The organism is Pseudoxanthomonas sp. 134C1, assembly GCF_057773065.1.
Map to the genome: position 1 here is coordinate 118330 of NZ_JBYMTH010000007.1, position 21249 is coordinate 139578.

Genomic DNA, 21249 nt, shown 5'->3' on the forward strand with positions numbered 1-21249 from the left:
CTCTGCGTCCGAACCCCCAATGGTTCGGGCCTCGAACATAGGAAGAGGACAAACTACATGCAAGTATTTGATTTCAAAGTATTTAATATCACATTTGAAGCGCAACCAGTTTCGAGCACAAGCCATGCGACCGCAATGGAGTCGACATCCAGACGGTTCATGCCAAGGCGGCACACCTCGCCCTGGCATGACCGCCGACTGCGCTAGCGCATCGCGCGCTTGCGCTTCAGGAGCTTTCGCTTGTGCTTGGCGCCCGATTCGGCCGGCATGACCGAAATCCATTCCGACTGGCCCATGATCCGCTCCACCTGCCGCTCCATGCTCTCGAAGCTCGCGTACCAGCGGTGAATCGCCATGGTCGGCTCGTTGTCCTCATCACCGCCACACGCGGCGCTGAGATAGCTCATCAGGCTGAGCTGATTGCGCAGCTGCTTCAACTCGTAGATCGCGGCTTCGGAAAAGAAAAAACCCGTGCGTGGCAACGGGCTTGCGGGGGCGTCAGACCTCATTGGCGGTACTCCAGTCCGTGGGGAAAGAACCCCGTTCGCTGAAGCGCAAACGGGGATGTCGGGAGGCTAGAAAACCGCGTAGTGTCGGCGGGCGTATTTCCTCTTGCGAGGTGTTGTATTAGCCGCCCTCCCGACGCGAACTGGTGCCACGCCGGAAGTACCGATGATGCTGGTACAAAGAGAGCCACCGAAACTTCATGGTGACTCCGCACTACGAAGGAGTTTCTAGACTCCGGCGACGAGTCTGCCTTCGTCATCGAACACGTTCAATGCTTAGACGCTCAATGTTAGTTTCGTAACCAGCGATACTTACATGCAACTAGAGAGGAAGAATCAAACAAGAACGCTTTTCCTTCACTTCTACGTCGAAGAATTGCCTGAAAGTGATCACGCTTTCATATTTGTCATAGCCCGATTCGTTCGCCTTCTTCTTTAGAGACTCTGGAACCACGAGAGAGATGGAGTTTCGATGCATCTCTTCGATTGCCTCGCCCGATACTCGGTCATCGACGGTAGCAAGAAAGATCATGCCAAGTGGCTTCTCTAGTGCCAGCTGCTTCCACCGTTCTCGAAGCGTCGTTTTCAGTGAAACGATGACTGCATCTCCATCTGCGTTCAGCGTTTTCACGTCTGGAAGAACAAAGTCAGGGCGGCGCCCACCGAAGACGGCCTGCGCCTCGTAGCGGATGCGGCCATCCTTGAAAAGTCGCTCCACATGATACTCGAAGGAGAGTCCAGCACGACTCTTCCGCATTTGTGCGGCGCCAAGGAAGATCTTGTCGAGCTCGGGAAATCCTCGGACGAGATTCGAGACAGGATCGCCATCGGAGCAAAGCAGAATGCGCGCAACTTGGGCGGCACGGAAGCGAAGTTCCGCCTGCTTATAGATGGAATATTCAATGTCTCTGCTGACACGCATGACCGCATCCCCCGGCCGGGAAACCGAGAACGGGCTCATGCTATCCAGCCCGCTCTCATCCAGCCATTTCGTCTGCGCTTGTCGCGCCAGAGCGTTCGGAGCTGGAAGTGCCTGGTTTCGAATGAACTGTTCCAATGTTCCATCCTTGATGGCCTTGGAGAGTTCTGAAACTAGCTGCTCGGTCTCTGTCGGTTGGGCTGAGAGAAAAGCCGAGTCAAACAGTCCGAAATGAAAGTCGGCCTGCAACTCGAAAACGGTTTCGACGATCGCGGCCTCTTCGCTTAGTGAGTCAACGACTACAATCCAGTGATACGCGCCTGATATCGCTTCCTTTAGTTCTCCGACAATAAGTAGCGATGCCGGTGAAAGTTTCTGAAACTGATCCTTGGGTACTCCCGTGTGCTGCCACTCATATCGCGGCCTCTCCCTCGCAGTACCAGGACTTCGCTTGGAGTAGTATTTGATCTTCGACACGGATGTCTCGCCAGAAGCGGGCCAGAACGTTGGGTACTCGACATCGAAGATGTGCGGCTTTTCCGGATTAGTATTCTTCAGCTTTGGAAAGAAGGAGGTTTCCGCAATGGCCTTGGGAATGAAAAAACCATTTTGATGCCCATTCTCTGCGCCGTCGGCCCACGAAGTATCATTCTTGGACAACTTCTTGATGAAGATGCGCTCGCTCTGCGCTATCCAAACGGAGATTTCGTTCCAGTCGGGATGAAAACCCATAGTCATTCGCCATTTCTGATTTGTCGCTCCAATCTCTGTAACATTGGAGTGTTTAGCTCGCAAGCCCAGATAGTCAGCACCCGCCAGCCCAGTTCTTCAAGCATCCGCTTGACCCTCGAGTCTCTTTCCACATTGGCGGAAAATTTCTTCTTCCAGAAAGCGACGTTGCTGGCGGGGGTCGTGGCGTAGCGACAACCCTCGTGTCGGTGCCAGAAACAACCGTGCACGAATACCACGGCGCTATACTTCGGGAATACCAAGTCAGGTTTGCCCACCAACTTGACTTGCAGGCGAAATCGTAGCCCCGCACGATGAAGGAAGCTACGCACAATGATTTCCGGCTTTGTGTTCTTGCCACGGATGCCGGCCATCATCCGGCTTCGTGTTGCGCGATCCACAACGTCCATACGCCTACGCAGCAGCCAACAGCGACTTCTTCTGCGCCACCTCCGGACGAATCAGGTCCAAGATGCGGGGCTTCATTATCCGGGCAACCTCGCGCATGACGGGCATGACGACACTATTACCGAATTGCTTGTAAGCTTGGGTATCGCTGACCGGGATGACGAAATCATCTGGAAAGCCCATGAGCCGAGCACATTCGCGTGGCGTGAGTCGGCGTGGACGCTTTCGCGGGCCCTGGGACACAAGAATTTCCGAACCATCCTTGTAGTAGCGAGCAGATAGCGTGCGCGAGACACTATCCGGTCCGACCAGACCGAAGCCGAAGCCATTGCCGGCAGCTCGATGTTTCTCGGCGTACGCCTGAAGATAGGCCCAGAGATTTGGCGTCAAGGTGTAGCGGTCATTGACTTTGGCCTTCGCACCGACGGTAAAGTGCCCTTCCGGTGGTTCACTGCCGTCTTGGGGATGCAATATCTCCCTCATCGTCGGCTTGTGAGTCGGTAGTTCCATGTCCGCAAAACTGAAATCGGTTTGCTCACGGAAGCCAACAATGAGGATGCGCTCGCGATGCTGCGGCACGAAATGCGCGCCATCGACAACCTCGCAGGTTATACGGTAATCGAGCTCTTCTTCCAGAACCTTCTTGATGACTCGAAAGGTGTTGCCTTTGTCATGGCTGACAAGGTTCTTGACGTTCTCCAGCAGGAATGCTGCCGGACGCTTGGCAGCTATGATTCGGGCTACATCAAAGAACAAGGTACCTTGCGTTTCGTCGGCAAAGCCATGGGCCCGACCCAGCGCATTCTTTTTCGACACACCGGCTATGCTGAAAGGCTGGCAAGGAAAGCCGGCGAGAAGAACGTCATGTTCTGGAATCTTCGCCGCATCCACTTGAGTGATGTCACCCTCCAGAGAGTGTGCAGATTCGGGGAAATTGGCCAGATAGGTCTTCTGGGCGTAGTGGTTCCATTCGCTCGTAAACACACAGTGTCCGCCGTGAGCTTCGAATGCCATTCGAATACCGCCGATGCCTGCAAAGAGGTCAATGAAGCGGAAGTCGCGATCACTTCGCTCTTCCGCGCTAGCCAATGGCAACAACCGCTGGCGAATGGCGTCGGCGGCATACGGCGGAGGCTCGGTCTCACCTATGACCCAGCGGCGGAGGGTACGAGCATTGATTCCCAGCGCTTCGGCCAACTCCCGCTGGTTGTACCGGCCACGGAGCATAGTCAGGAGTTCCAGGACATCTTTCATTAGCGATCTCGGCGGGGGGACGGAATGCGGACAGTATGTCCGATTTCTGTCTCTCCGGGTGAGATCAACCCGCGGTTTGCCACTTCTGGTACTCGGTCGGCAATAGGCCTGCTATCTCGGTCTCGGTCATCTGACGCAGGTTGTACGTGCGCTCGAACTGCTTGAAGGTGAACGGCAGGCGGCGCACTCCCCCCAACCCCGCCTTGCTTTTCGGGTCACGACGAGCTTCTTTCGTGCGCTGTGACGTCGCCCCTCTTTTTACCGAGCCGTCGGGCATTGCGTAAAGTGCACTAGCTACCGGCCAGAAGCTGCGATGGGCGTAGATTTCCTGACGAGCGGTCATCTGTTCAGCCATTTCGCCCCACGGAGATTTCGAGGACCCCAAAGCAACCTTGGCCGCCTCTCCATGCAAACTAACCAAGTCCCATGCGGTCCGGACAATTAGTCGGTAGCCCAGCCGTGGCGACTGCGAAATATAGTGCGCCTTCGCGAGGGGCTTCCCTGCATCCCCACCTCGTCCTCTCTTCACAAGACTGTCGATGAAGGCCAAGGACAACCACGCCCACATACCATGCTCCGAAAGCAAGGAAAACCGGTCAACCACCTCCACGAACACCTTGGCGGTCAAGTAGCTCCCTAGGTCGTAACTAGTCAAGAACTGCTTGGTCGGATCGATTTCATACACGCCATCAATTGCATCCGTTGCACGGTCGTCCATCAAGAGGTCTTGAGGAGCGGTTCCTACTGGATCGTCAAGCCATGCTCCGAACTTGACGATGCCCACTTCATTGAGCGATCTGACCTGCATGATCATTGTTCCTCGCCTCCCATTTCTGCCGAGGCCGCCGTCATGTGGTACTTGAACACTCCCCTCGCGGAAAATTTGGTTACAACTTCATCGGCCCAAGCCTGAGGACCTGTCGTGTCGTCTTCGTCGTACTCAATGGGAGGGTCGACGCCCAACGCGGCGATAAAATCCGCCCAAGGAGCGATCCATGTTTCTGAGTCATCCAGTGCCGATGGCTCTTTGGCGATAGCCAAGGCAATTTGGCGCATGACCTCGGGCATAACCAAAATACCAAACCAGTGATGATTTACGGCAGAAGCTGCGTTCGGGAATAGCGACCTTTCTACCAAGACATTTGGCTTTTCACCTGCGCCGTTACCTTCTGGCAATTGCAGTCTCCACGCAATGCCCTTCAGATTGGCAGGCTCGATATCAACCAAACTGGAGCCGAGGTTCCCAGCTTCATCTAAGGCTCTGACGCCGTCTGCGTAGCCGGTAAGTAGCGACGCGCCAAGTTTGTTAATTATGAATCTGAACTTCAGTGGCTTGTCAGTGGCAAGTGTCCGAATGCTTGCAGGCGTCTTCTTGAAATCCGACACGAGGCCCAAGTCAAAATACTCTTCGCTGCTCCCTGCGTGGGCAACGCATCCCAAGTTCAACGACGGATCCAAGTTGGCAGCGAGGTAATCGAAGCTGTCCAACCAGAAAATCCTGCCATCAAGTCCATTGTTCCTGACTCGCACCACAAAGTGTTTCTTGTCGATCTTCCTTAGCCCGGTCGGATTAGTTGTCCTCGTTATCTGTCCCATCGAACACCTCCCGATACTTCACACGCACTTCAAGTTGCCGATTTTTATCGAAGCCTGAAACTTTCAGCCAAGAGCGTTCATTGTCTAGCCGGAAGCGCATGGTGTTCAAGTCAGTCGTCAGCCCGGAAACGCCTGATTGCGAACGAGTATATGAAGCCTCATCGCCGATCCAGAAGTCTGCGGCGTCCCATAGTCTGAATGCGTCACCGACGGTAGTTGCGTAAGCCAATTCGATCTCACAGTCGATTGGCAAGGTAAAGCCTTCCAATGGCTTTGCACGGACCTCGAAGCCATCATCGAGAATCTTGAGGAGGACTGGCTTAGGTTTTGGTTTGGGGATCTCTCCTAATGGCTGCGGCTCACCTCTAGGAGTGTCGGGCATGATCCCACCACCTCCCACCCGTTTCGCGGGTTCTGAATTTGGATCAGCAAAGTACAGTGCCAAGGCTGTGTCATCTTTCTTGCCCTCCGGGGAGATCAGCTGCACAAGGCGCAACGCCGCGTTGCGCACAGCATTGAGCGCATCATTTGGCGACGTGTATTGAGCCAAAACCTTGGGGCGCCGCGCGTTCCAGTTCCGATGGGTTGGTTCTTCAGCTGCTACCAGCAAGTCAGATAGTCTCGGATCCTGAATGAAAGTTAGAGCTTTCACCGGGGTGATGGTGCGCGCCGCTCTCAACCTCTTCTCGCCGTCAATGCCAAGATCCTGTCGAACAAAAAGCTCCTGGCTTTGCTCTGCGTTCTCATCCTGCTGGAGAAAGACACGAAACTTCGATACTGATGTTTCCTTTGGTTTCTTCTTCTTTACAGTGACCGGAAAGTCGATCGAGACAAGTTCAGAAGCCTCGAATTTCTTCTTCAGCAAATCCAACTCAATCTCGTCAAACGCAAGCTTCGATAGTTTCGCTTCTCGAGTCCAAGACTCCTTGGCAGTGGCGGTGGCAGGAGCATCTGTCTGCTTAGAAGTCGATGCGAGGAAGTCACGGTAGCCCGGGAAAAGACGACACTCCCGCCCCATGCTATTGGCTACATCTGCGACCGTCGAATCATCGAGCGTGACACTACCTATCTTCACCACGAGGCGACCACGATTGATAGCGAAAAAAAATTCATTTACGACAGCATTCCGTAATGAAATTTCTGTTATATCGTCTGTTGGTAGTGGAACGATGAAAGTTGTTCCAGCATCCTCCCCTCGGGTCAAGCCGAGTTCGTTCTTCATCTCGTTGAGCATTGGCGTCTTCACGATAGGTACCGCGAGCAGGTTTGGATCGCTTATGGCGCCCCATCGTGCCTCCTTTGCCCAGCGCTTTCCGTCACCAGGCAACTTGTAATTGCGCTTGAAACGGCAGCAACCGAAGAGAAGTTCGGCTCCATCGGATCTACGCCTCGTCAAAGCAAAAACGCTCCTGAATCGGCTTGCCAAATACAAGGTGATCTTACCTTGACCAGCGCCGCCATTAGATCTTGTCGTCTTCGCACCCTCGCCCTCGCGGAACCAGAAGGCATTCCAGTTCTCGGTCGAACCTTCTAGGGACGAGTCGGTGTAACAGCCTTCTAGCCCGGTCGTCCCGAAATCCTCGATGAGCAGAAAAGTTATCTTTTCAGGGCGCGTTTCGCTGTCGATCAGCTCCCCAGCTTTGAAATGCTTGATCCAATCATCGGAGAATATGGAACGAGCAAACTCACTGGTAGCGAGATCAACTGTGACCAGCTTGTACTCCACACGTACAGTCTCGCCATTGCTGCGCGCGTCCAGTGGGTTCTGAAGAGTTTCACGTACAAGGATCTCGACGCTTGTACGTTCCTCGTCCGCGAAGTTGTCATCGGAGATGCTTGTACCCGAAGTCTCGTTCGGATTCAGCGGGCGAAACTGCCAATGAGCCACAATCAACACTCCCCGTTGTAAAGCCCCGGCAATGTTTCCAGGACGACAATCCAATTGTCTAGCTCGCCTGCCAGAAACTCCCCAGTCATCGGGCGGCGCTGGTCTATATTTTGCAAACCTGTTCACGAAAAGCAACCTGGCACCCGTCCTCGCTGGCTTCGCTCAGGTGAGGTGGACCAATCCGGATTGAGAACGAGACCATGAGAACTGAGTCCGTCCTTTTCTCGGCCCGGATCGGATAACCAACTGTCGCAAGCGACTGTTCCGAGCGGATCCCTTTAAATCACCCCCGCCCCCCACGCCGCGTCGTCGTCGCCTCCACCAGCGGGTACCCACTGAACGGTTTGACCTCGTCCATCAGGAAGTACGAGACGATCTTCTCCACGCCGTAGTCGCCGCCGAGCAGCAGGCGGGCGATGTCTTTCCAGTGGTGCACGTCGTTGACGATGACCCGCAGCAGGTAGTCATACGAACCTGAAATCCGGCAGGCCTCCACGACCTCGGGCATGGCCAGGATGCGCCGGTCGAACTCGGTGAACTCTTCCAGCGCGTGCTGTTTGAACGCGACCTGGGCCAGCACGACGGTCGCCGAGCGGATGCGGTCCACGGCCACGTGGGCCCGGTAGCCGCGGATGAGGCCTTTGGCCTCCAGCGTGCGTACGCGGGCCAGGCAGGCGCTGGGCGAGAGCGCGACCCGCTCGGCCAGGGCCTGGTTGGTGATGCGCGCGTCCTGCTGCAGCACATCCAGGATCTTCAGGTCGATGCGGTCCGGCGTTTTGGCGGTCATGGGTGTCCGGCGGTTGGGGGGTGCCGCAGGTTGTTCACCATTTGGCGGTCCTCGCCGCAGATTCTGCATATTTTTTGCGGGAGACCAACCACATCTTCGGCCTTCCGCACAGCAGCATCCTTTGAATCAATCAGTTACCGCAACCCTGACGTCCGTTGATTCTGCTGGACAGCGGTAGCCTTTTTCACTTTCACTCGGGTCAGCCATGTTGGCCGAGGCGCGAAAACCGCCGGCGGCCCTTTCCATCGCCATCCCGGGGAACCGTGTCATGTCATCGCATCCGCGTCTTCGCAAGCTCACCCGCGCCATCCGTTTCGGTTGCTGTTTCGGCCTGATGGCCAGTACGCCTGCCTGGGGACAGGACGCGGCGCCGCAGGCCGATCAGGACGCCGCCACCAACCTGGAAACCGTGGTGGTCACCGCCGGCAAGTTGAACGAGTCCGTCCGCGAGATCGCGGGTTCGGTCTCGGCGGTCACCGACCAGCAGTTGCAGGACCTGGGCGCGCAGTCGTTGGCCGACTACATCCAGCGTACCCCCGGCGTAGTGTTCAACAGCTACCAGCCCGGCGTTTCCCATGTGGTGATGCGTGGCATCGCCACCAGCGCGGGCAATGTGCAGGGCCAACCGACCACGGGCTACTTCCTCAACGAGGTGCCGCTGACCGAGCCGGGTTGGACCATCGCCATTCCCGATGTCGATGCCTTCGACCTCAATCGGGTCGAGGTGCTGCGTGGGCCGCAGGGCACGCTGTTCGGATCGGCGTCGATGGGTGGCGCGGTCAACTACGTGGCCAACGTGGCCGATGCCAGCGGGTTTGACGCCTCCGCCGAGCTCACGGTCAGCCAGACGAAGAACGCCGACGTGGGCTTTGCCGCCAAGGCGATGGTGAACGTGCCGCTCAAGGAGGACCTGCTGGCCGTGCGCGCGGTGGCGCAGTACCGCGATGCGCCGGGCTTTCTGGACAACATCGGCACGGGCCGGAAAGGCGCCAATGACAGCACGCTGGAAGGAGGCCGCCTGTCGGTCGTGCTCACCCCGAGCGAAGCGACCACCCTGACCTGGCTGAGCCTGCTGCAGAACAGCGACAGCGACGACAACAGCTACCGGATCGTCGGCCTCGGCGATCTGGAGCGCAACACCGCGCTGCCGGAGTTCACCAATACCAAGATTGCCGTGCACAGCCTGCGCCTCGATCAGGATCTTGGCTTTGCGGATCTGACGGCGCTGCTCGCGCACCAGAAGAAGCAGCAGGACTGGCGGTTCGACTACACGCCCATACGCGCGGCCTACAACGCCGATCTGGGCCTGGATCTGAGCGCGCCGCTGTACATCGTGTCCGGCGGCGAAAGCCGGGGCAAGAGCATCGAACTGCGTCTGGCGTCCAAGCCGGGAGGCCGCGTAGACTGGCTGATCGGCGGCATGTACTTCGATTCGGACAAGGATCTGTACGAGCGCATCGGCGCCGAAGGCGCGGCGGGGGCGTTCGACCGGTCGCCGCTGTTCGGACCCGGCAGTGGCGCGGTCATCGCGCCGGACGGGCAGATATTCAACAGTTACTTCACCGATCTCGCCGGCTCCGAGGCCGCGCTTTTCGGCGAGGCCAGCTTCCATTTCAACGCGCAATGGAAGCTCACCGCCGGCGGCCGTCTGTTCCGCAACAAGGTGCACACGACCACCACCCAGGTCGGCTTCTCGACCTATCCCGGCAACCCGATCATTTCCCGGCAGCAGACCGAGGAGGACGGTTTCAATCCGAAGGTGTCGCTGACCTGGCAGCCCAGCGCCGATGTGATGGTCTATGGCCTGATCTCGGAGGGCTTTCGCTTCGGTGAGCCGAACACCTCCGGCCTCAGCGCTTATCCGGTGCCGTCGGGTTCCAAGAGCGACAGCCTGATCAACTACGAACTCGGTACGCGCACCACATGGGCCGATGGCCGTCTTCTGCTGGACGCGACGCTGTTCTACGTGGACTGGAAGGACATCCAGCTGCGCCTGCAGACGCCGGACCTGTTCAACTATGCGAGCAATGGCGGGAAGGCCTACAGCCGCGGCATCGAGGTGGCGGCCACCTGGCGTCCGACCGATGCCTTCGAATGGCAGGGCTCGGCGACCTGGCAGCGCGCGCGGCTGGACGAGGATCTGTTCATCCTCTACTACGGCACCGCGCCGGCGGGCTCGCAGCTTCCGGGTTCGGCCGACTGGACGGTCAGCAATCTGCTGACCTACCACTTCGACACGCGCTTCTCGCCGACGATTTCGCTGTCACACCAGTATGTCGGCAGCGGCATCAGCGACCTCAACTCCGCGGTACCGGGCGTCACTCCGAATCGCCAGGGCAACTACAACCTGTTCGATCTGCGCTATCGGATGACCTTCGGCAACACCGAGGTGACCCTGTTCGGCAGCAATCTGACCGACAAGCGGGGCATTACCCGCACCGTGCCCGAGACCAACGGCATCGGCCAGGGCGTGGTGCGACCGCGCACCTACGGCGTGACCGTGCATTGGCGCTACTGACACGATGGAAGGGAGAGGCTTCGTGAACGCGCGTTCGATGGGGCGCTGGCAGCTGGCCACCCGCCGCAAGTCGCTGGAGGCGGTGGTGGCCGATGGCGAGCGTGCCGGCCTGCACCGGCGGCTGGGCGCCGGCAGTCTGCTTGTGCTGGGCGTGGCCAACATTCTTGGCGCCGGCATCTATGTCGTGACCGGCACGGCGGCGGCCAGCTTCGCCGGTCCCGCCGTGGTGCTGGCCTTCGTGCTGGCGGCGATGGCCTGCGGGTTCACCGGCCTGTGCTATGCGGAGCTGTCCTCGGTCATCCCGGTGTCGGGATCGGCGTACTCGTACTGCCAGGTGACCCTGGGCGAGGGTGCGGCGTGGGCGTTGGCGTGGATGGTGATCCTGGAGTATCTGCTGGCGGCCGCGGCGGTGGCGGCGGGGTTTGCCGGCTATCTCACCAGTCTGCTGGGCGACTGGCACGTCGCGGTCCCACTGGCGTTGGCCACCTCCAGCGTCACCGCCAGCCAGCAGGGCGGCCACACCGAACTGGCTTTCAGCGGCGGAATCAATCTGGTCGCCATGTTGGCCGTGCTGGCCGCGGCGGCCGTGCAGATTGCCGGCGTCGGGCGCTCCGCATGGGCGAATCTGGTGCTGGTACTGATCAAGATCGCCGTGTTGCTGGCGTTCGTGGCGGTGGGTTCGCAGTTCATCGATGCGGCCAACTGGCGGCCGTTCCTTCCGCCGAACGAAGGCGGCTTCGCCTATGGCTGGCCCGGCGTCCTGCGTGCGGCGGCGATGCTGTTCTTCGCCTACCTCGGGTTCGAGACCGTCTCGATGGCGGCCGCCGAAGCACGCCAGCCGCGTCGGGATGTGCCCGTGGGCATCCTCGGTTCGCTGGTGGTCTGCACGGTTCTCTACATCGCCGCGGGCGCCGTGCTGACCGGCCTGGTGCCTTTCCGCGAACTCGGCGTGCCGGATCCGGTGGCGCTGGCCGTCGATCGCATCGGTTGGCCCGGCTTCGCGGTGCTGATCAAGATCGGGGCACTGACCGGGCTCGGCTCGGTGCTGCTGGCCAATGCCTATGGCGCCTCCCGTATCAGCCTGAGCATCGCCCGCGATGGTCTGCTGCCGGCCTTCTTCACCCGCGTGCATCCGAAGCTGGGTACGCCCTGGCTGGCCAGCGTGGCCTTTGGCGGGGCCAGCGCGCTGCTGGCGGCGCTGCTGCCCATCAGCATCCTTGGCGATCTGATCTGCCTGGGCATCGCCTCGGCCTTCATCGTGGTGTGCATCGCGGTGATGTGGCTGCGTTCCCGGCGCCCGGACCTGCGCGGCGGCTTCCGTGTACCGCTAGGCGGCGTGTGGATAGGCCGCACGTGGATTGGCGTGGTCCCCGTGCTGGGCATCGTGATGTGCCTGGCGATGATGGCCCCGGTCCTGGGCGACATGCTTGCGCAGGTGCGACGCGGCGATGTGCTGCCCGCCACCATCCTGCTGGTCTACGTACTGGCGGGCGCCTCGCTCTATCTCGGCTATGGCCAGCGCCGGGCACGCCGGCAAGTGCAGGATTCCAACGCATGACCTCTGAAGTTTTTCCCCTGGCCCAGGCGCTGCAGCTGGGCTGCCTGGATGCGCACGATCAGTACGCTCTGGTTCGCCGCGGTGAGCTTTCGCCACGCGAGCTGACCGCCGCCGGCATCGCGCGCGCACGCCATCTCGATGCCACGCTGGGCGCGCTCAGCCATGCCGACTTCGATGGCGCGCTGGATCGCGCCTCGCGTGTTTCCCCCGACGCGCCGATGGCCGGCGTGCCGTGGCTGCCCAAGGATTCAGTGCGCTATCCCGGCATGCCCACGCGCGGCGGCTCGCGTTCGCGCAGCAGTATCCCCGCGACCGACGCGCCGCCCTTCGTCCAGCGTTTTGATGCGGCCGGGCTGGTGGCGATTGGAAAGAGCGCCATGCCCGAGTTTGGTCTGATGGGCTCCACCGAGCCCCTGCTCGGCCCGGTCACGCGCAATCCCTGGAGCCTGGATCACTCGCCCGGCGGTTCCAGCGGTGGCGCGGGTGCCGCACTTGCTGCCGGCATCGTGCCGTTGGCCCATGGCAGCGATGGGGCCGGATCGATCCGCATTCCCGCCTCCGCCTGCGGCGTGGTCGGCCTGAAGCCCGGGCGCGGCGCCACCGTCGCGGTGCGCGGTCGCCATGCCATCGAGGATCTGATCGTGGCCGACAGCCTGATGTCGCGCTCCGTGCGTGATACGGCCTGGGCGTTCGCGGCCGCCTACCCGGATGCCGACTTCAGCGTGCAGGCGCTGACCCGTCCACCCAGACGTTTGCGAATCGGCGTGATTGACGCCTCCTTGCCGGGGTTGGCGCCCGATCCCGCGGTTTCACGCGTGCTGGAGGACGTGGTCGCGCTGTGTTCGTCGCTCGGCCATGAGGTTGAGACCACGCAATATCCGCTGCCCGGTCCGGAGGTATGGCAGGCGCTGTACACCCTGTGGTCCCGGCTTGGCCTGGATGCCGTGGAGATCGCGGCCGCGCAAGGCGGCGACGATTTCGCCGCCCGGTCGCTGGAGCCGTGGACGCACGGGCTCGCCCACTACCATCGCACGCGTTGCGGCTTGGCAGAGCTGGAACAGGCGTATGCGATCGTGGCCGCGCTGCCAGCCGCGTTCGCCGCGCTCCATCGACATGTCGATGTATTGCTGACGCCTACTCTTCGCAGCCTTCCTCCCCTGTTGGGCGAACTTACTCCCGACCGCGACTTCGAGGAATTGCTTCCCGCGATGTTCCACTGGATGAGTTACACCCCACTACAGAATCTGGCGGGTACGCCGGCGATATCGCTGCCGTTGGGACAAAGCGATCGATTGCCGATCGGCGTGCAGTTCGCCGCCGACCGTGGACAGGAGCCGTTGCTGCTGCAACTGGCCACCGAACTCGAACAGGCGGCGCCGTGGAATGGCCGCTGGCCTGATGTTTCCGCGGCCACCGCAATGAAGGAGATACGCTGATGGGACATGCCCGCGACAGCCGCTACGCGGCGCGAACGCAGGACGACGTGCTGCGCCTGCTTGCCGCTCAACCTCTCGCCTGGCTGGTGTCGTGCGGTGGCGAGGATGCCGCATTCACGCCGCTCCCGCTGCGGACGGAGTGCGACGCCAACGGCAAGCTGGTGGCGCTGCGTGGCCATCTGGCAAAACGCAATCCGCACGTCGCTCGCCTTCAGCGCGATGGCCACGCGCAAGCGCTGGTGATGGGACCGCAGGCTTATGTGTCTCCCAGCTGGCTCGATGACCGTACCCAGGCGCCCAGCTGGAACTATGCCGCCGTGGCTTTTGACCTGGAGGTCACGGTCAGTTCGGATGAGGGCGACATCCGGACTGAACTCGAGGCGCTCACGGCCCAGATGGAGTCCAGTCGTCCGCGTGCCTGGTCGCTGGATGAGATGGGCGAGCGTTATGCGCGATTGGCTTCCGGCGTTGTTGCGTTGCGTGGTTCGGTGCTTGAGGCGCGTGCCACGTTCAAGCTCGGCCAGGACGAGGCGCGGCAAGACTTCGCTCAACTGCTGGCCGGGCTGGAAGCGGGTGGCGAGCACACACTGATCGGCTGGATGCGGGATTTCGCCGGTGATGCGAAGGAGCGCGCATGAGCCGCAGCCTGGAGGCGCTGGACCCGCAGATCCGCCGTTTCATCGAAGATGTCTGCCGGGAGGGCGCGCGGCTGCGCGGTGGCCGCGCGCTTGACTGGCCCGAGCGCCGGCTCATCGCGGCCCAGGCGCGCACGCCATGGCGCGAAGGCGGCCCCCGCATGCTCGCCACCCGGGACTACCGCCTGGCTTCTCCACACGGTGAGTTTGGTCTCCGCGTGTTGTATCCGCAGGTCATGGAGGCGCAGCCTTCCCCCGCGCTGGTGTACTTCCATGGCGGCGGATGGTGCATGTTCGGACTCGATACGCATGATCGTCTTCTGCGGGAATACGCCGACGCATCGCGTAGGGTGGTGGTGGCGATCGACTACAGCCTGGCGCCCGAGCATCCCTACCCGGCGGCGCTCGACCAGGCCGTCATCGCACTGGATTGGCTGCACGAGAACGGCGCGGATGCGGGTATCGATGCCCGGCATATTGCGTTGGGCGGTGATTCCGCCGGCGCCAATCTTGCCGTGGCGGCCGCTCTGCGCCTTCGCCAGGCTGGACAACTGAAGCGCATATCCGCGTTGGTCCTCAACTACGGCGCCTGGACACCGGTCCTATCCGCTGTTGCGCGCCAGACCCTGGGGACCTCCGAGGATATGCTCAGTGGCGCGGAGATGGACGAGTTCTGGACCGCGTATCTGGGACCCGAAGCGGAGCACACTGTCACCCCGTTGTCGGCGCCGCTCCATGCGGAACTGCGGGATCTTCCACCCGCCCTGCTGCTCTGGGGAGACCGCGACGTCTTGGCCGAACAGAACCGAGCGATGGCGCAACGGCTGGTACAGGCGGGTGTGCAGGTGCACGCCCACGTCTATCCCGGCGCGCCGCACAGCTTCATCGAGGCGATGTCGGTCTCCGATCAGGCACGCGATGCCATTGCCCGCGGGGCAGAATGGATACGCCAACACACCCTGGTTTTCTCCTCGCAAGGACTCTCCGCATGAGGCCGATGCTTCACCGCCTGATCGTCATCGGCCTGATGATGACGGCTCTACCGACCTTGGCCATGGCACAGGCATCTCCGGTGATTCCTACGCCGGAAATGATCATGGCACTCAAGATCGTCGGCGATCCGCAGATCGATCGCGAGGGCCGTTGGATCGCCTACACGGAGGGCACGCCCCGGAGCCACGGGAAGCGACCGCTCAGCCGCATCTGGCTTGTGCCGGCGACGGGAAAAGGGGGCGCCCGTGAAGTCACCGCTCCTGAAGGCACCAACGAGGAGCATCCGCGATGGAGTGCGGACGGTCGCTACCTGTATTTCATCTCCAATCGATCTTCATCCGCTGCGGATGACTCCAAGAACGTGGCCGATGCCCAGGTATGGCGAGTCGACGCGAAGGGCGAGAATCCAACCGTCCTGACGCATTCGCCAGGTGATGTCAGTGCGTTCGAAGTAACGCGCGACGGAACCCGCATCGCCTATCTGGCCGCGGATGCGCCCACTGCGGCCACCGTCGCCGCGCGCGAGACAAAGGATGACGCGGTGCTGGCGGATCACCCCACGCAGTTCTCACGCGTTTGGCTGCGTGACCTGCGCCAAGGGGAAGCCCGGGCACTGACCGCGCCGGATCTGCAGGTTCACGATTTGGCCTGGTCCCCGGATGGGCAAAGTCTTGCCGTGCGGGTATCCCGTGACACCACCCTCAATGATTACTGGTATCGCTCGCGCGTGGTTCTGCTGGACGCCGATACCGGCGAGCTTGCCAGGGAACTGGAAGCACGCGCGTCGGCGCATCCCCTGCAATGGTCACCCGACGGGACGCGATTGCTCTATGGCCATCTGGGCGAGCACGGCATGGTCGCCGACATCACTGTCCACGAGGTCGGGAATGATCGGAAGACGGTGCTGGCGTCTGGCTGGAATGGCACGTTGTGGCTGGCGCGCTGGCAGGATGATCGCACCCTGCTGGGTCTGGGTCAGCGCGGTGTCCGGGGCGCCTTCCTGCGTCTGGACGCGGCGACCGGTCATTGGCGCGAGATCGCACGCCCCCGGATTCCGTTTGCTTCATTCACCACGACGGGCACCGGTCGTGGCGCCTATCTGGGCATTCGTGACGACCAGCCGGCCGAGGTGTGGACACTGGATGGCGGCAAGCTGACCGCGCGCACCGACACCCACCCGCAGGTCGCCGGATGGGCGCACGGTCAGGTGCGGGAACTGGCCTGGACCTCCTCGCGCGATGGTTTGAGCATCACCGGCCTGCTGGTGACGCCGCCCGGTTGGAAGCGGGGCACGCCCCTGCCCACGCTGGTACAGGGTCACGGTGGTCCGGCATGGGCCTGGTGGTCGGGTTGGCTGGGCTCCTGGCATGACTGGGCGCAGTTGCTGGCGACCCGCGGCTATGCGGTGTTCCTGCCCAATCCACGCGGCTCGGAAGGCGGCGGCCATGCCTTCGCCGAAATGGCGCGTGGCGACTGGGGCGGCGGGGATTTCCAGGACATCCTCGATGGCCTGGACATGCTGGAAAAGGAAGGCGTGGTCGACCCGCGGCGGCTGGCCATTGGGGGCTGGAGCTACGGGGGCTACATGGCGGCCTGGGCGGTCACGCAGAGCGACCGCTTCCGGACCGCGATCGTCGGCGCGGGTGTCATCGACATCGGCGCCATGGCGCTCACCACCGACACCCCCGACTATCTTCCAGGTTACTTCGGGGATCCCGTAGCGCAGCGTACGCGCTATGACGCGCACTCGCCGATTCGTTACGCCGACCGGGTGAAAGTCCCGGTGCTCATCCTGCATGGCGAAGAAGACAAACGCGTGCCGCTGTCGCAGGGCGAGATGTTCCATCGCGCACTCGTCTTCAACGGTACGCCGGTGACCATGGTCACCTATCCGCGAGGGCCGCATTGGTTCTTCGAAACCGCCCACGGGCGCGATGTGCAGCAACGTGTTCTGGACTGGCTGGATCTGCAACTGGGAACGGAGCAATCCCCATGAGCGATGGCATGGAGGTCGCCTTCATCGGGGGCGGGCACATGGCGCGCTGCCTGGTGGAGGGCTTGCTGAGCCAAGGCCGGGACCCGGCGCGGATCGCGGTGGCCGATCCGGTCGCTGCCACCCGCGATGCCTTGTCCATGCAGTTGCACGTCAGCGTGTTCGAGCAGGGCATTGACGCCGTCGCCACCGCGCCCGTGTGGGTGCTGGCGGTGAAACCACAGGTGGCCCGCGGGGTTTGCGAGGCGCTGGCCGGACAAGCGGCGCGGATGCGACCGTTGATCATCTCGGTCATGGCCGGCATCACCCATGCCCAGCTGAGGCACTGGCTGGGGATCGACACCCTCGCGCGCTGCATGCCGAATCAGCCTGCGGCCATCGGCGCGGGAATCACCGCGCTGTATGCGGATCCATCGCTGGACGTCACGCTGCGGACCGTTGTCGAAACGGTGTTCCGTGGTGCCGGCACGACCGTTTGGATCGAGCGCGAGACACAGATGGATATGGTCACTGCGATCTCCGGCGGTGGCCCGGCTTATCTGTACCGGTTGGCCGAAGCCATGGAGAGCGCCGCCTGCGCACGCGACCTGCCGCCCGCGATCGCACGCCACCTCGTGGTGCAGACCCTGCTGGGCGCCGCGCGCATGCTGCAGGCCTCGGGAACATCACCTGCGCAGTTACGCGGACGGGTCACCTCCCCCGGCGGAACCACCGAGGCGGCCATCCAGACCCTGGAGAATGGTGGTTGGGCGAGGCTGGTCGATGAGGCCGTGGACGCCGCGCATGCGCGCGGCCGAACGCTGGCCGCACAGTTCGGTTGAAGCTGGCAACAGCCCCATACAACACTATTTCGATCACTTGTTGCACGGATGCAAGTGGACGTGCGTGGACGCCGCCTGACGAAAAGGCAAGGCTAGATACGTAACTTCAGCGGCTTTCCAGACGTTCATGGATGGTCCTTAGCGCATAAGTTGACACAGTATTCTTGCATAATTTGACCAATGACCGCACACGCGACTGCGGGCAAGAACGATTGAAGAGAGGCCTGGCGTCCGTGTCGCTGGCCCGAGGCCACCCTGCCGGACGAGCAGGATTCGGATTCAATGCCGTCAACCTGATTCAACGCGTCTGAGCATCCTCTCTATCACGCTAGTGGCTGTCTCCAAATCGCCGTGGGAGATGGAACTGACGGCGCTCCTAGCCGCACGAAGCACGATGCCATTCTTTTCCGCCACCTCTCGCCTTCCGTACTCAGTGAGGTAGAGAGAGTGCGACCTGCGACCAGGGGCTCGGCGCTCAATGATACCGAGCTCCTCAAGCTTTTGGATTTTTCGAGAGGCACGGCTCTTTGTCAGTCCTGCCGTCGCCGCCAAGCAAGTCACAGACAGCCCTTCCTCACGATGAAGCAGAAGAAGAATCCGCCATTCCGAAAGGGGATATCCCGATTTCTTGCATTCCTGATCCAGCGCATCAGCAAGTTGCACGATGCGCATTTCAAACCTTTCAATCGCCGACTGATCGCTCATCCGCGCTTCGTGGTTCCATGTGGCTGCCTAATTCCGGAATCATTCTTAATCCATTGTTCTTCCATCGACCCATTGACGATAATGGTTTCGTGGCTGGCCACATGACGAATTCATCGCTTATCCGCCATCTATCGAATAAGTTCCGTATAGAGCGGGAAGCATCTATGCAGCCTCCACCGATGCTTCCCGCTCAACAATCACAACAAAGTACGGATACGGAGCTCTACTGAGTAGATGCAGCCGATCGGTCAGGCATCTGCATATTCTTCAGCTCTGTCCAGCGCTCGTACTGCCCGGCCTCCAGCGGAGTTTCCGACTTTCTGCCGTTGATCCAAAAATCGAACCATTCCACCGTCGACTGCGCCGAAACGTAGCGCTCTTCTGGCTTGACCAAGACGTGCGTACCGCCAGGAATCCAATAGGCCTCGACTGGCTTGTGCAGCAGCTTCAAAGATGAGTAGAGCTCCCATTCCTGCAAGACGGACGACCGACCGATCATCTCTATCCGCAGGGGTGTCTTCACACGCTCCAGATTGAACATGGCTGCATTCTTCTGCCACGCATCCAGGCCCTTGCCGAACGGCTCACCACCTTGCATCTTTGCGAAGGCCTTACCTAGAACCCCACCAAAGTGGTTCAGCGTGTAGCTCTGGAACTGGACGTATCCTCCGTCCAGCCCATCCGACAAGGTCGCAGCTGCGAATTTCTTGTCGCTGAACACCAGCGCGTTTACGACGTAGTAGCTCGTTCTACTGAATCCGATTAATCCGACCCGTTCTTCATCCACGTTGTGGGACCTGACCGCGAAGTCAATCGCGGACTCGATTCCCCGCCTCTGCATCGACCCTTCGCGTTCGGTTTCATAAGTGGCGGCATCAGCGGCATCCAGCTCAATGACCGCGAACCCCCTTGCCGCCAATGCCTGAGTGGCGAACGTCGTGGTATATGGGCCGTCTGGACTGAACCTCTTGGGGTCATGAAACTTCAGGGCGAGGATGAGCGGATATTTGCCCTTGCTCGCCTGAATACTGGGGAGCACGAGTCCACCGGTCCACGTATGTCCTTCACGGTCCTGCCACTGGACCTGGCTGATCGGTTGAAGATGAACCTCGCGGAGCCAAGGGTTGAAGTCATGGATGCGTACGACGTCCTCAGCGGATCGGCCGAACATGAGCTCGGGTGGATGGTTCGCGTCTTCCTGAACCCACACCTTTCCACCAGCCACGTCCACCTTGTCGGTGGTCGGAGTTGTACTCGCTTTCTCTGCAGAGACCCAGCCCTGCTTGGAGCTCGTAAGACTAAGGAGCCGAGTTCGTCCATGACGGGGGCCGTCTGTTGGAGATTGGGTCACACGGGCGAATGTGGCAATTTCCAGGCCTTCTCCATCCTCATCTTGGTGCAACGAGGTGACGCGCTCACCACTGGCAAGAGAGTTATAGGAGAGGACCACTTCAGGGGTCTTCCCTGCGTCGGCCACATTGGCCTTCAATACAGCAGGCCGACGCGAAACGGGAGTCCCAGGCCTGATTGGCTCCATAGTGTTGGATAGATAGGCCGACTTGCTGTCCTCGTCCCAGACGACCTTGGGAGTCGACAAATCCGCCACCAGGAAGCCCAATGGGGCGTCTACCAAGGGTCGAATGGAGCCGTCTGCGGCATTCACCAATTGATACTGAAGCGCGGCTTCCAGCGCAGCGGGTCCAACGGTAATTCTGGCATCGCTTGGGACATAGGCAGCCCATTCCTTGGGCACGGATTTGGGAGGCATGGAAGCAATGACCCAACGGCCATCCGGCGAAACACTGACCACGCCCGATGCAGTGGCCATCGACCGCTTGGCGGGCGTTATCTGCTTGGGGATTTCACCATTCCGGCTCAGAAATAGGGCGTATTCCTTATACTCTGCCGCTTGTTCCGGAAAGAGCATGCGAACGAGTGACTCATCGCTCAACGACCACCCGGCAGTTCTTTGAGGGGGGACTTGTGTCCTGGCGATGAATGCACATGTCCCACTCTGGTAGTCGAAGTCAACGACGTCGTGCGTGTTGCCGGGAAGCAGTTTCTTCCGCGTATTCTTGTCGACCTCAAACAGGTACGGTTGTGGGTGGTTCTCACCTTCCACCCCCAGAAACAGGATGGTGTGCCCATCTGCAGTCCAGCGAGGGCGGATGACACCGCTTTCATTGGTCTTTGTTCTGAGGCTGGTAGAAGCAAGCTCCGCAGGAACTCGCTGGGTCTCGTCACCGTTGACTCCAAACACCCGAATGGTGAAGACACGGCTTCCATCATCGAGATCCCCATAGGACTCCACAACAAAGAAACGCCGACCATCCGGAGATGCCGTTACCTGCCCTCCTTGCCCCGCCTCGACGGAGGTGACGCGGATAGCATCTTTTGTCGTGAACGGCCGACCACCGTCCATCCCTTTTGCGGTCAAAGAGGCATTCATAAGTACAAGCAGAGAGAACAGAAAACCTGACACACGCATGATGAGTCCTGTTTA

General features: G+C 60.7%; 17 protein-coding genes. 7 read left to right on the forward strand and 10 right to left on the reverse strand.

Annotated elements, in window-relative coordinates; translation table 11 throughout:
* Nucleotides 1–203: 203 nt before the first annotated feature.
* The 8 genes from AC3DEZ_RS14105 to AC3DEZ_RS14140 all read right to left on the reverse strand — a co-directional run bounded on the left by AC3DEZ_RS14105 (nucleotide 204) and on the right by AC3DEZ_RS14140 (nucleotide 8087).
* Nucleotides 204–509, reverse strand: coding sequence for an XAC0095 family protein (locus AC3DEZ_RS14105; protein ID WP_488388777.1), 306 nt, complete (start codon nucleotides 507–509; stop codon nucleotides 204–206).
* 319 nt (nucleotides 510–828) lie between these two features.
* The gene (locus AC3DEZ_RS14110) at nucleotides 829–2163 is read right to left on the reverse strand and encodes a type II restriction endonuclease (protein ID WP_488388778.1); all 1335 of its coding nucleotides are present in this window, start codon (nucleotides 2161–2163) and stop codon (nucleotides 829–831) included.
* Nucleotides 2160–2564: a very short patch repair endonuclease gene (locus tag AC3DEZ_RS14115; RefSeq protein ID WP_488388779.1), complete on the reverse strand. Its 405-nt coding sequence runs from the start codon at nucleotides 2562–2564 to the stop codon at nucleotides 2160–2162. Before AC3DEZ_RS14115 ends, AC3DEZ_RS14110 begins: the two co-directional genes overlap by 4 nt.
* A gap of 4 nt (nucleotides 2565–2568) precedes the next feature.
* Entirely contained in the window at nucleotides 2569–3816 is a 1248-nt protein-coding gene (dcm, locus tag AC3DEZ_RS14120; RefSeq protein ID WP_488388780.1) for a DNA (cytosine-5-)-methyltransferase, read from the reverse strand.
* A 64-nt stretch (nucleotides 3817–3880) separates the two neighbouring features.
* Complete coding sequence (locus tag AC3DEZ_RS14125; RefSeq protein ID WP_488388781.1) at nucleotides 3881–4630, reverse strand: hypothetical protein; 750 nt, start codon at nucleotides 4628–4630, stop codon at nucleotides 3881–3883.
* Nucleotides 4627–5304, reverse strand: a complete 678-nt coding sequence (locus tag AC3DEZ_RS14130) for a hypothetical protein (protein ID WP_488388782.1) — start codon at nucleotides 5302–5304, stop codon at nucleotides 4627–4629. Before AC3DEZ_RS14130 ends, AC3DEZ_RS14125 begins: the two co-directional genes overlap by 4 nt.
* An 82-nt stretch (nucleotides 5305–5386) precedes the next feature.
* The gene (locus AC3DEZ_RS14135) at nucleotides 5387–7300 is read right to left on the reverse strand and encodes a hypothetical protein (protein WP_488388783.1); all 1914 of its coding nucleotides are present in this window, start codon (nucleotides 7298–7300) and stop codon (nucleotides 5387–5389) included.
* Nucleotides 7301–7583: 283 nt separating this feature from the next.
* Entirely contained in the window at nucleotides 7584–8087 is a 504-nt protein-coding gene (locus AC3DEZ_RS14140) for an Lrp/AsnC family transcriptional regulator (protein ID WP_488388784.1), read from the reverse strand.
* Nucleotides 8088–8355: 268 nt separating this feature from the next.
* Between AC3DEZ_RS14140 and AC3DEZ_RS14145 the strand changes: the two genes are divergently transcribed.
* From AC3DEZ_RS14145 to proC, 7 genes are read left to right on the forward strand one after another with little or no spacing between them, the layout of a single operon-like run.
* Nucleotides 8356–10605, forward strand: coding sequence for a TonB-dependent receptor (locus tag AC3DEZ_RS14145; RefSeq protein WP_488388785.1), 2250 nt, complete (start codon nucleotides 8356–8358; stop codon nucleotides 10603–10605).
* 22 nt (nucleotides 10606–10627) lie between these two features.
* Nucleotides 10628–12163 (forward strand): amino acid permease, encoded by a 1536-nt coding sequence (locus AC3DEZ_RS14150; protein ID WP_488388786.1) that lies wholly within the window; start codon nucleotides 10628–10630, stop codon nucleotides 12161–12163.
* Complete coding sequence (locus AC3DEZ_RS14155; RefSeq protein ID WP_488388787.1) at nucleotides 12160–13599, forward strand: amidase family protein; 1440 nt, start codon at nucleotides 12160–12162, stop codon at nucleotides 13597–13599. The genes AC3DEZ_RS14150 and AC3DEZ_RS14155 overlap by 4 nt, the downstream gene beginning before the upstream one ends.
* Entirely contained in the window at nucleotides 13599–14237 is a 639-nt protein-coding gene (locus tag AC3DEZ_RS14160) for an FMN-binding negative transcriptional regulator (RefSeq protein WP_488388788.1), read from the forward strand. Before AC3DEZ_RS14155 ends, AC3DEZ_RS14160 begins: the two co-directional genes overlap by 1 nt.
* On the forward strand, nucleotides 14234–15226 hold the full coding sequence (locus AC3DEZ_RS14165; RefSeq protein WP_488388789.1) for an alpha/beta hydrolase: 993 nt from the start codon (nucleotides 14234–14236) through the stop codon (nucleotides 15224–15226). The genes AC3DEZ_RS14160 and AC3DEZ_RS14165 overlap by 4 nt, the downstream gene beginning before the upstream one ends.
* Nucleotides 15223–17223, forward strand: coding sequence for a S9 family peptidase (locus tag AC3DEZ_RS14170; protein ID WP_488388790.1), 2001 nt, complete (start codon nucleotides 15223–15225; stop codon nucleotides 17221–17223). The genes AC3DEZ_RS14165 and AC3DEZ_RS14170 overlap by 4 nt, the downstream gene beginning before the upstream one ends.
* A complete protein-coding gene (proC, locus tag AC3DEZ_RS14175; protein WP_488388791.1) occupies nucleotides 17220–18041 on the forward strand; it encodes a pyrroline-5-carboxylate reductase in 822 nt (273 codons plus the stop codon). Before AC3DEZ_RS14170 ends, proC begins: the two co-directional genes overlap by 4 nt.
* Before the next feature lie 288 nt (nucleotides 18042–18329).
* On the opposite strand, the gene AC3DEZ_RS14180 is transcribed toward proC, so the two are convergent.
* Complete coding sequence (locus AC3DEZ_RS14180) at nucleotides 18330–18746, reverse strand: MarR family winged helix-turn-helix transcriptional regulator (protein WP_488388792.1); 417 nt, start codon at nucleotides 18744–18746, stop codon at nucleotides 18330–18332.
* A 223-nt stretch (nucleotides 18747–18969) separates the two neighbouring features.
* Nucleotides 18970–21234 carry an alpha/beta hydrolase family protein gene (locus AC3DEZ_RS14185; RefSeq protein ID WP_488388793.1) on the reverse strand — a complete coding sequence of 755 codons (2265 nt, stop codon included), beginning with the start codon at nucleotides 21232–21234 and terminating at the stop codon, nucleotides 18970–18972.
* Nucleotides 21235–21249 lie beyond the last annotated feature (15 nt).

Excerpts from the sequence above, each read along its gene's own strand:
- AC3DEZ_RS14160 (WP_488388788.1), top strand. The coding sequence starts at position 13,599 with ATGGGACATGCCCGCGACAGCCGCTACGCGGCGCGAACGCAGGACGAC.
- AC3DEZ_RS14105 (WP_488388777.1), bottom strand. The coding sequence starts at position 509 with ATGAGGTCTGACGCCCCCGCAAGCCCGTTGCCACGCACGGGTTTTTTC.
- AC3DEZ_RS14140 (WP_488388784.1), bottom strand. The coding sequence starts at position 8,087 with ATGACCGCCAAAACGCCGGACCGCATCGACCTGAAGATCCTGGATGTG.
- AC3DEZ_RS14155 (WP_488388787.1), top strand. The coding sequence starts at position 12,160 with ATGACCTCTGAAGTTTTTCCCCTGGCCCAGGCGCTGCAGCTGGGCTGC.
- proC (WP_488388791.1), top strand. The coding sequence starts at position 17,220 with ATGAGCGATGGCATGGAGGTCGCCTTCATCGGGGGCGGGCACATGGCG.
- AC3DEZ_RS14180 (WP_488388792.1), bottom strand. The coding sequence starts at position 18,746 with ATGAGCGATCAGTCGGCGATTGAAAGGTTTGAAATGCGCATCGTGCAA.
- AC3DEZ_RS14125 (WP_488388781.1), bottom strand. The coding sequence starts at position 4,630 with ATGATCATGCAGGTCAGATCGCTCAATGAAGTGGGCATCGTCAAGTTC.
- AC3DEZ_RS14115 (WP_488388779.1), bottom strand. The coding sequence starts at position 2,564 with ATGGACGTTGTGGATCGCGCAACACGAAGCCGGATGATGGCCGGCATC.
- dcm (WP_488388780.1), bottom strand. The coding sequence starts at position 3,816 with ATGAAAGATGTCCTGGAACTCCTGACTATGCTCCGTGGCCGGTACAAC.
- AC3DEZ_RS14110 (WP_488388778.1), bottom strand. The coding sequence starts at position 2,163 with ATGACTATGGGTTTTCATCCCGACTGGAACGAAATCTCCGTTTGGATA.
- AC3DEZ_RS14165 (WP_488388789.1), top strand. The coding sequence starts at position 14,234 with ATGAGCCGCAGCCTGGAGGCGCTGGACCCGCAGATCCGCCGTTTCATC.
- AC3DEZ_RS14185 (WP_488388793.1), bottom strand. The coding sequence starts at position 21,234 with ATGCGTGTGTCAGGTTTTCTGTTCTCTCTGCTTGTACTTATGAATGCC.
- AC3DEZ_RS14145 (WP_488388785.1), top strand. The coding sequence starts at position 8,356 with ATGTCATCGCATCCGCGTCTTCGCAAGCTCACCCGCGCCATCCGTTTC.
- AC3DEZ_RS14170 (WP_488388790.1), top strand. The coding sequence starts at position 15,223 with ATGAGGCCGATGCTTCACCGCCTGATCGTCATCGGCCTGATGATGACG.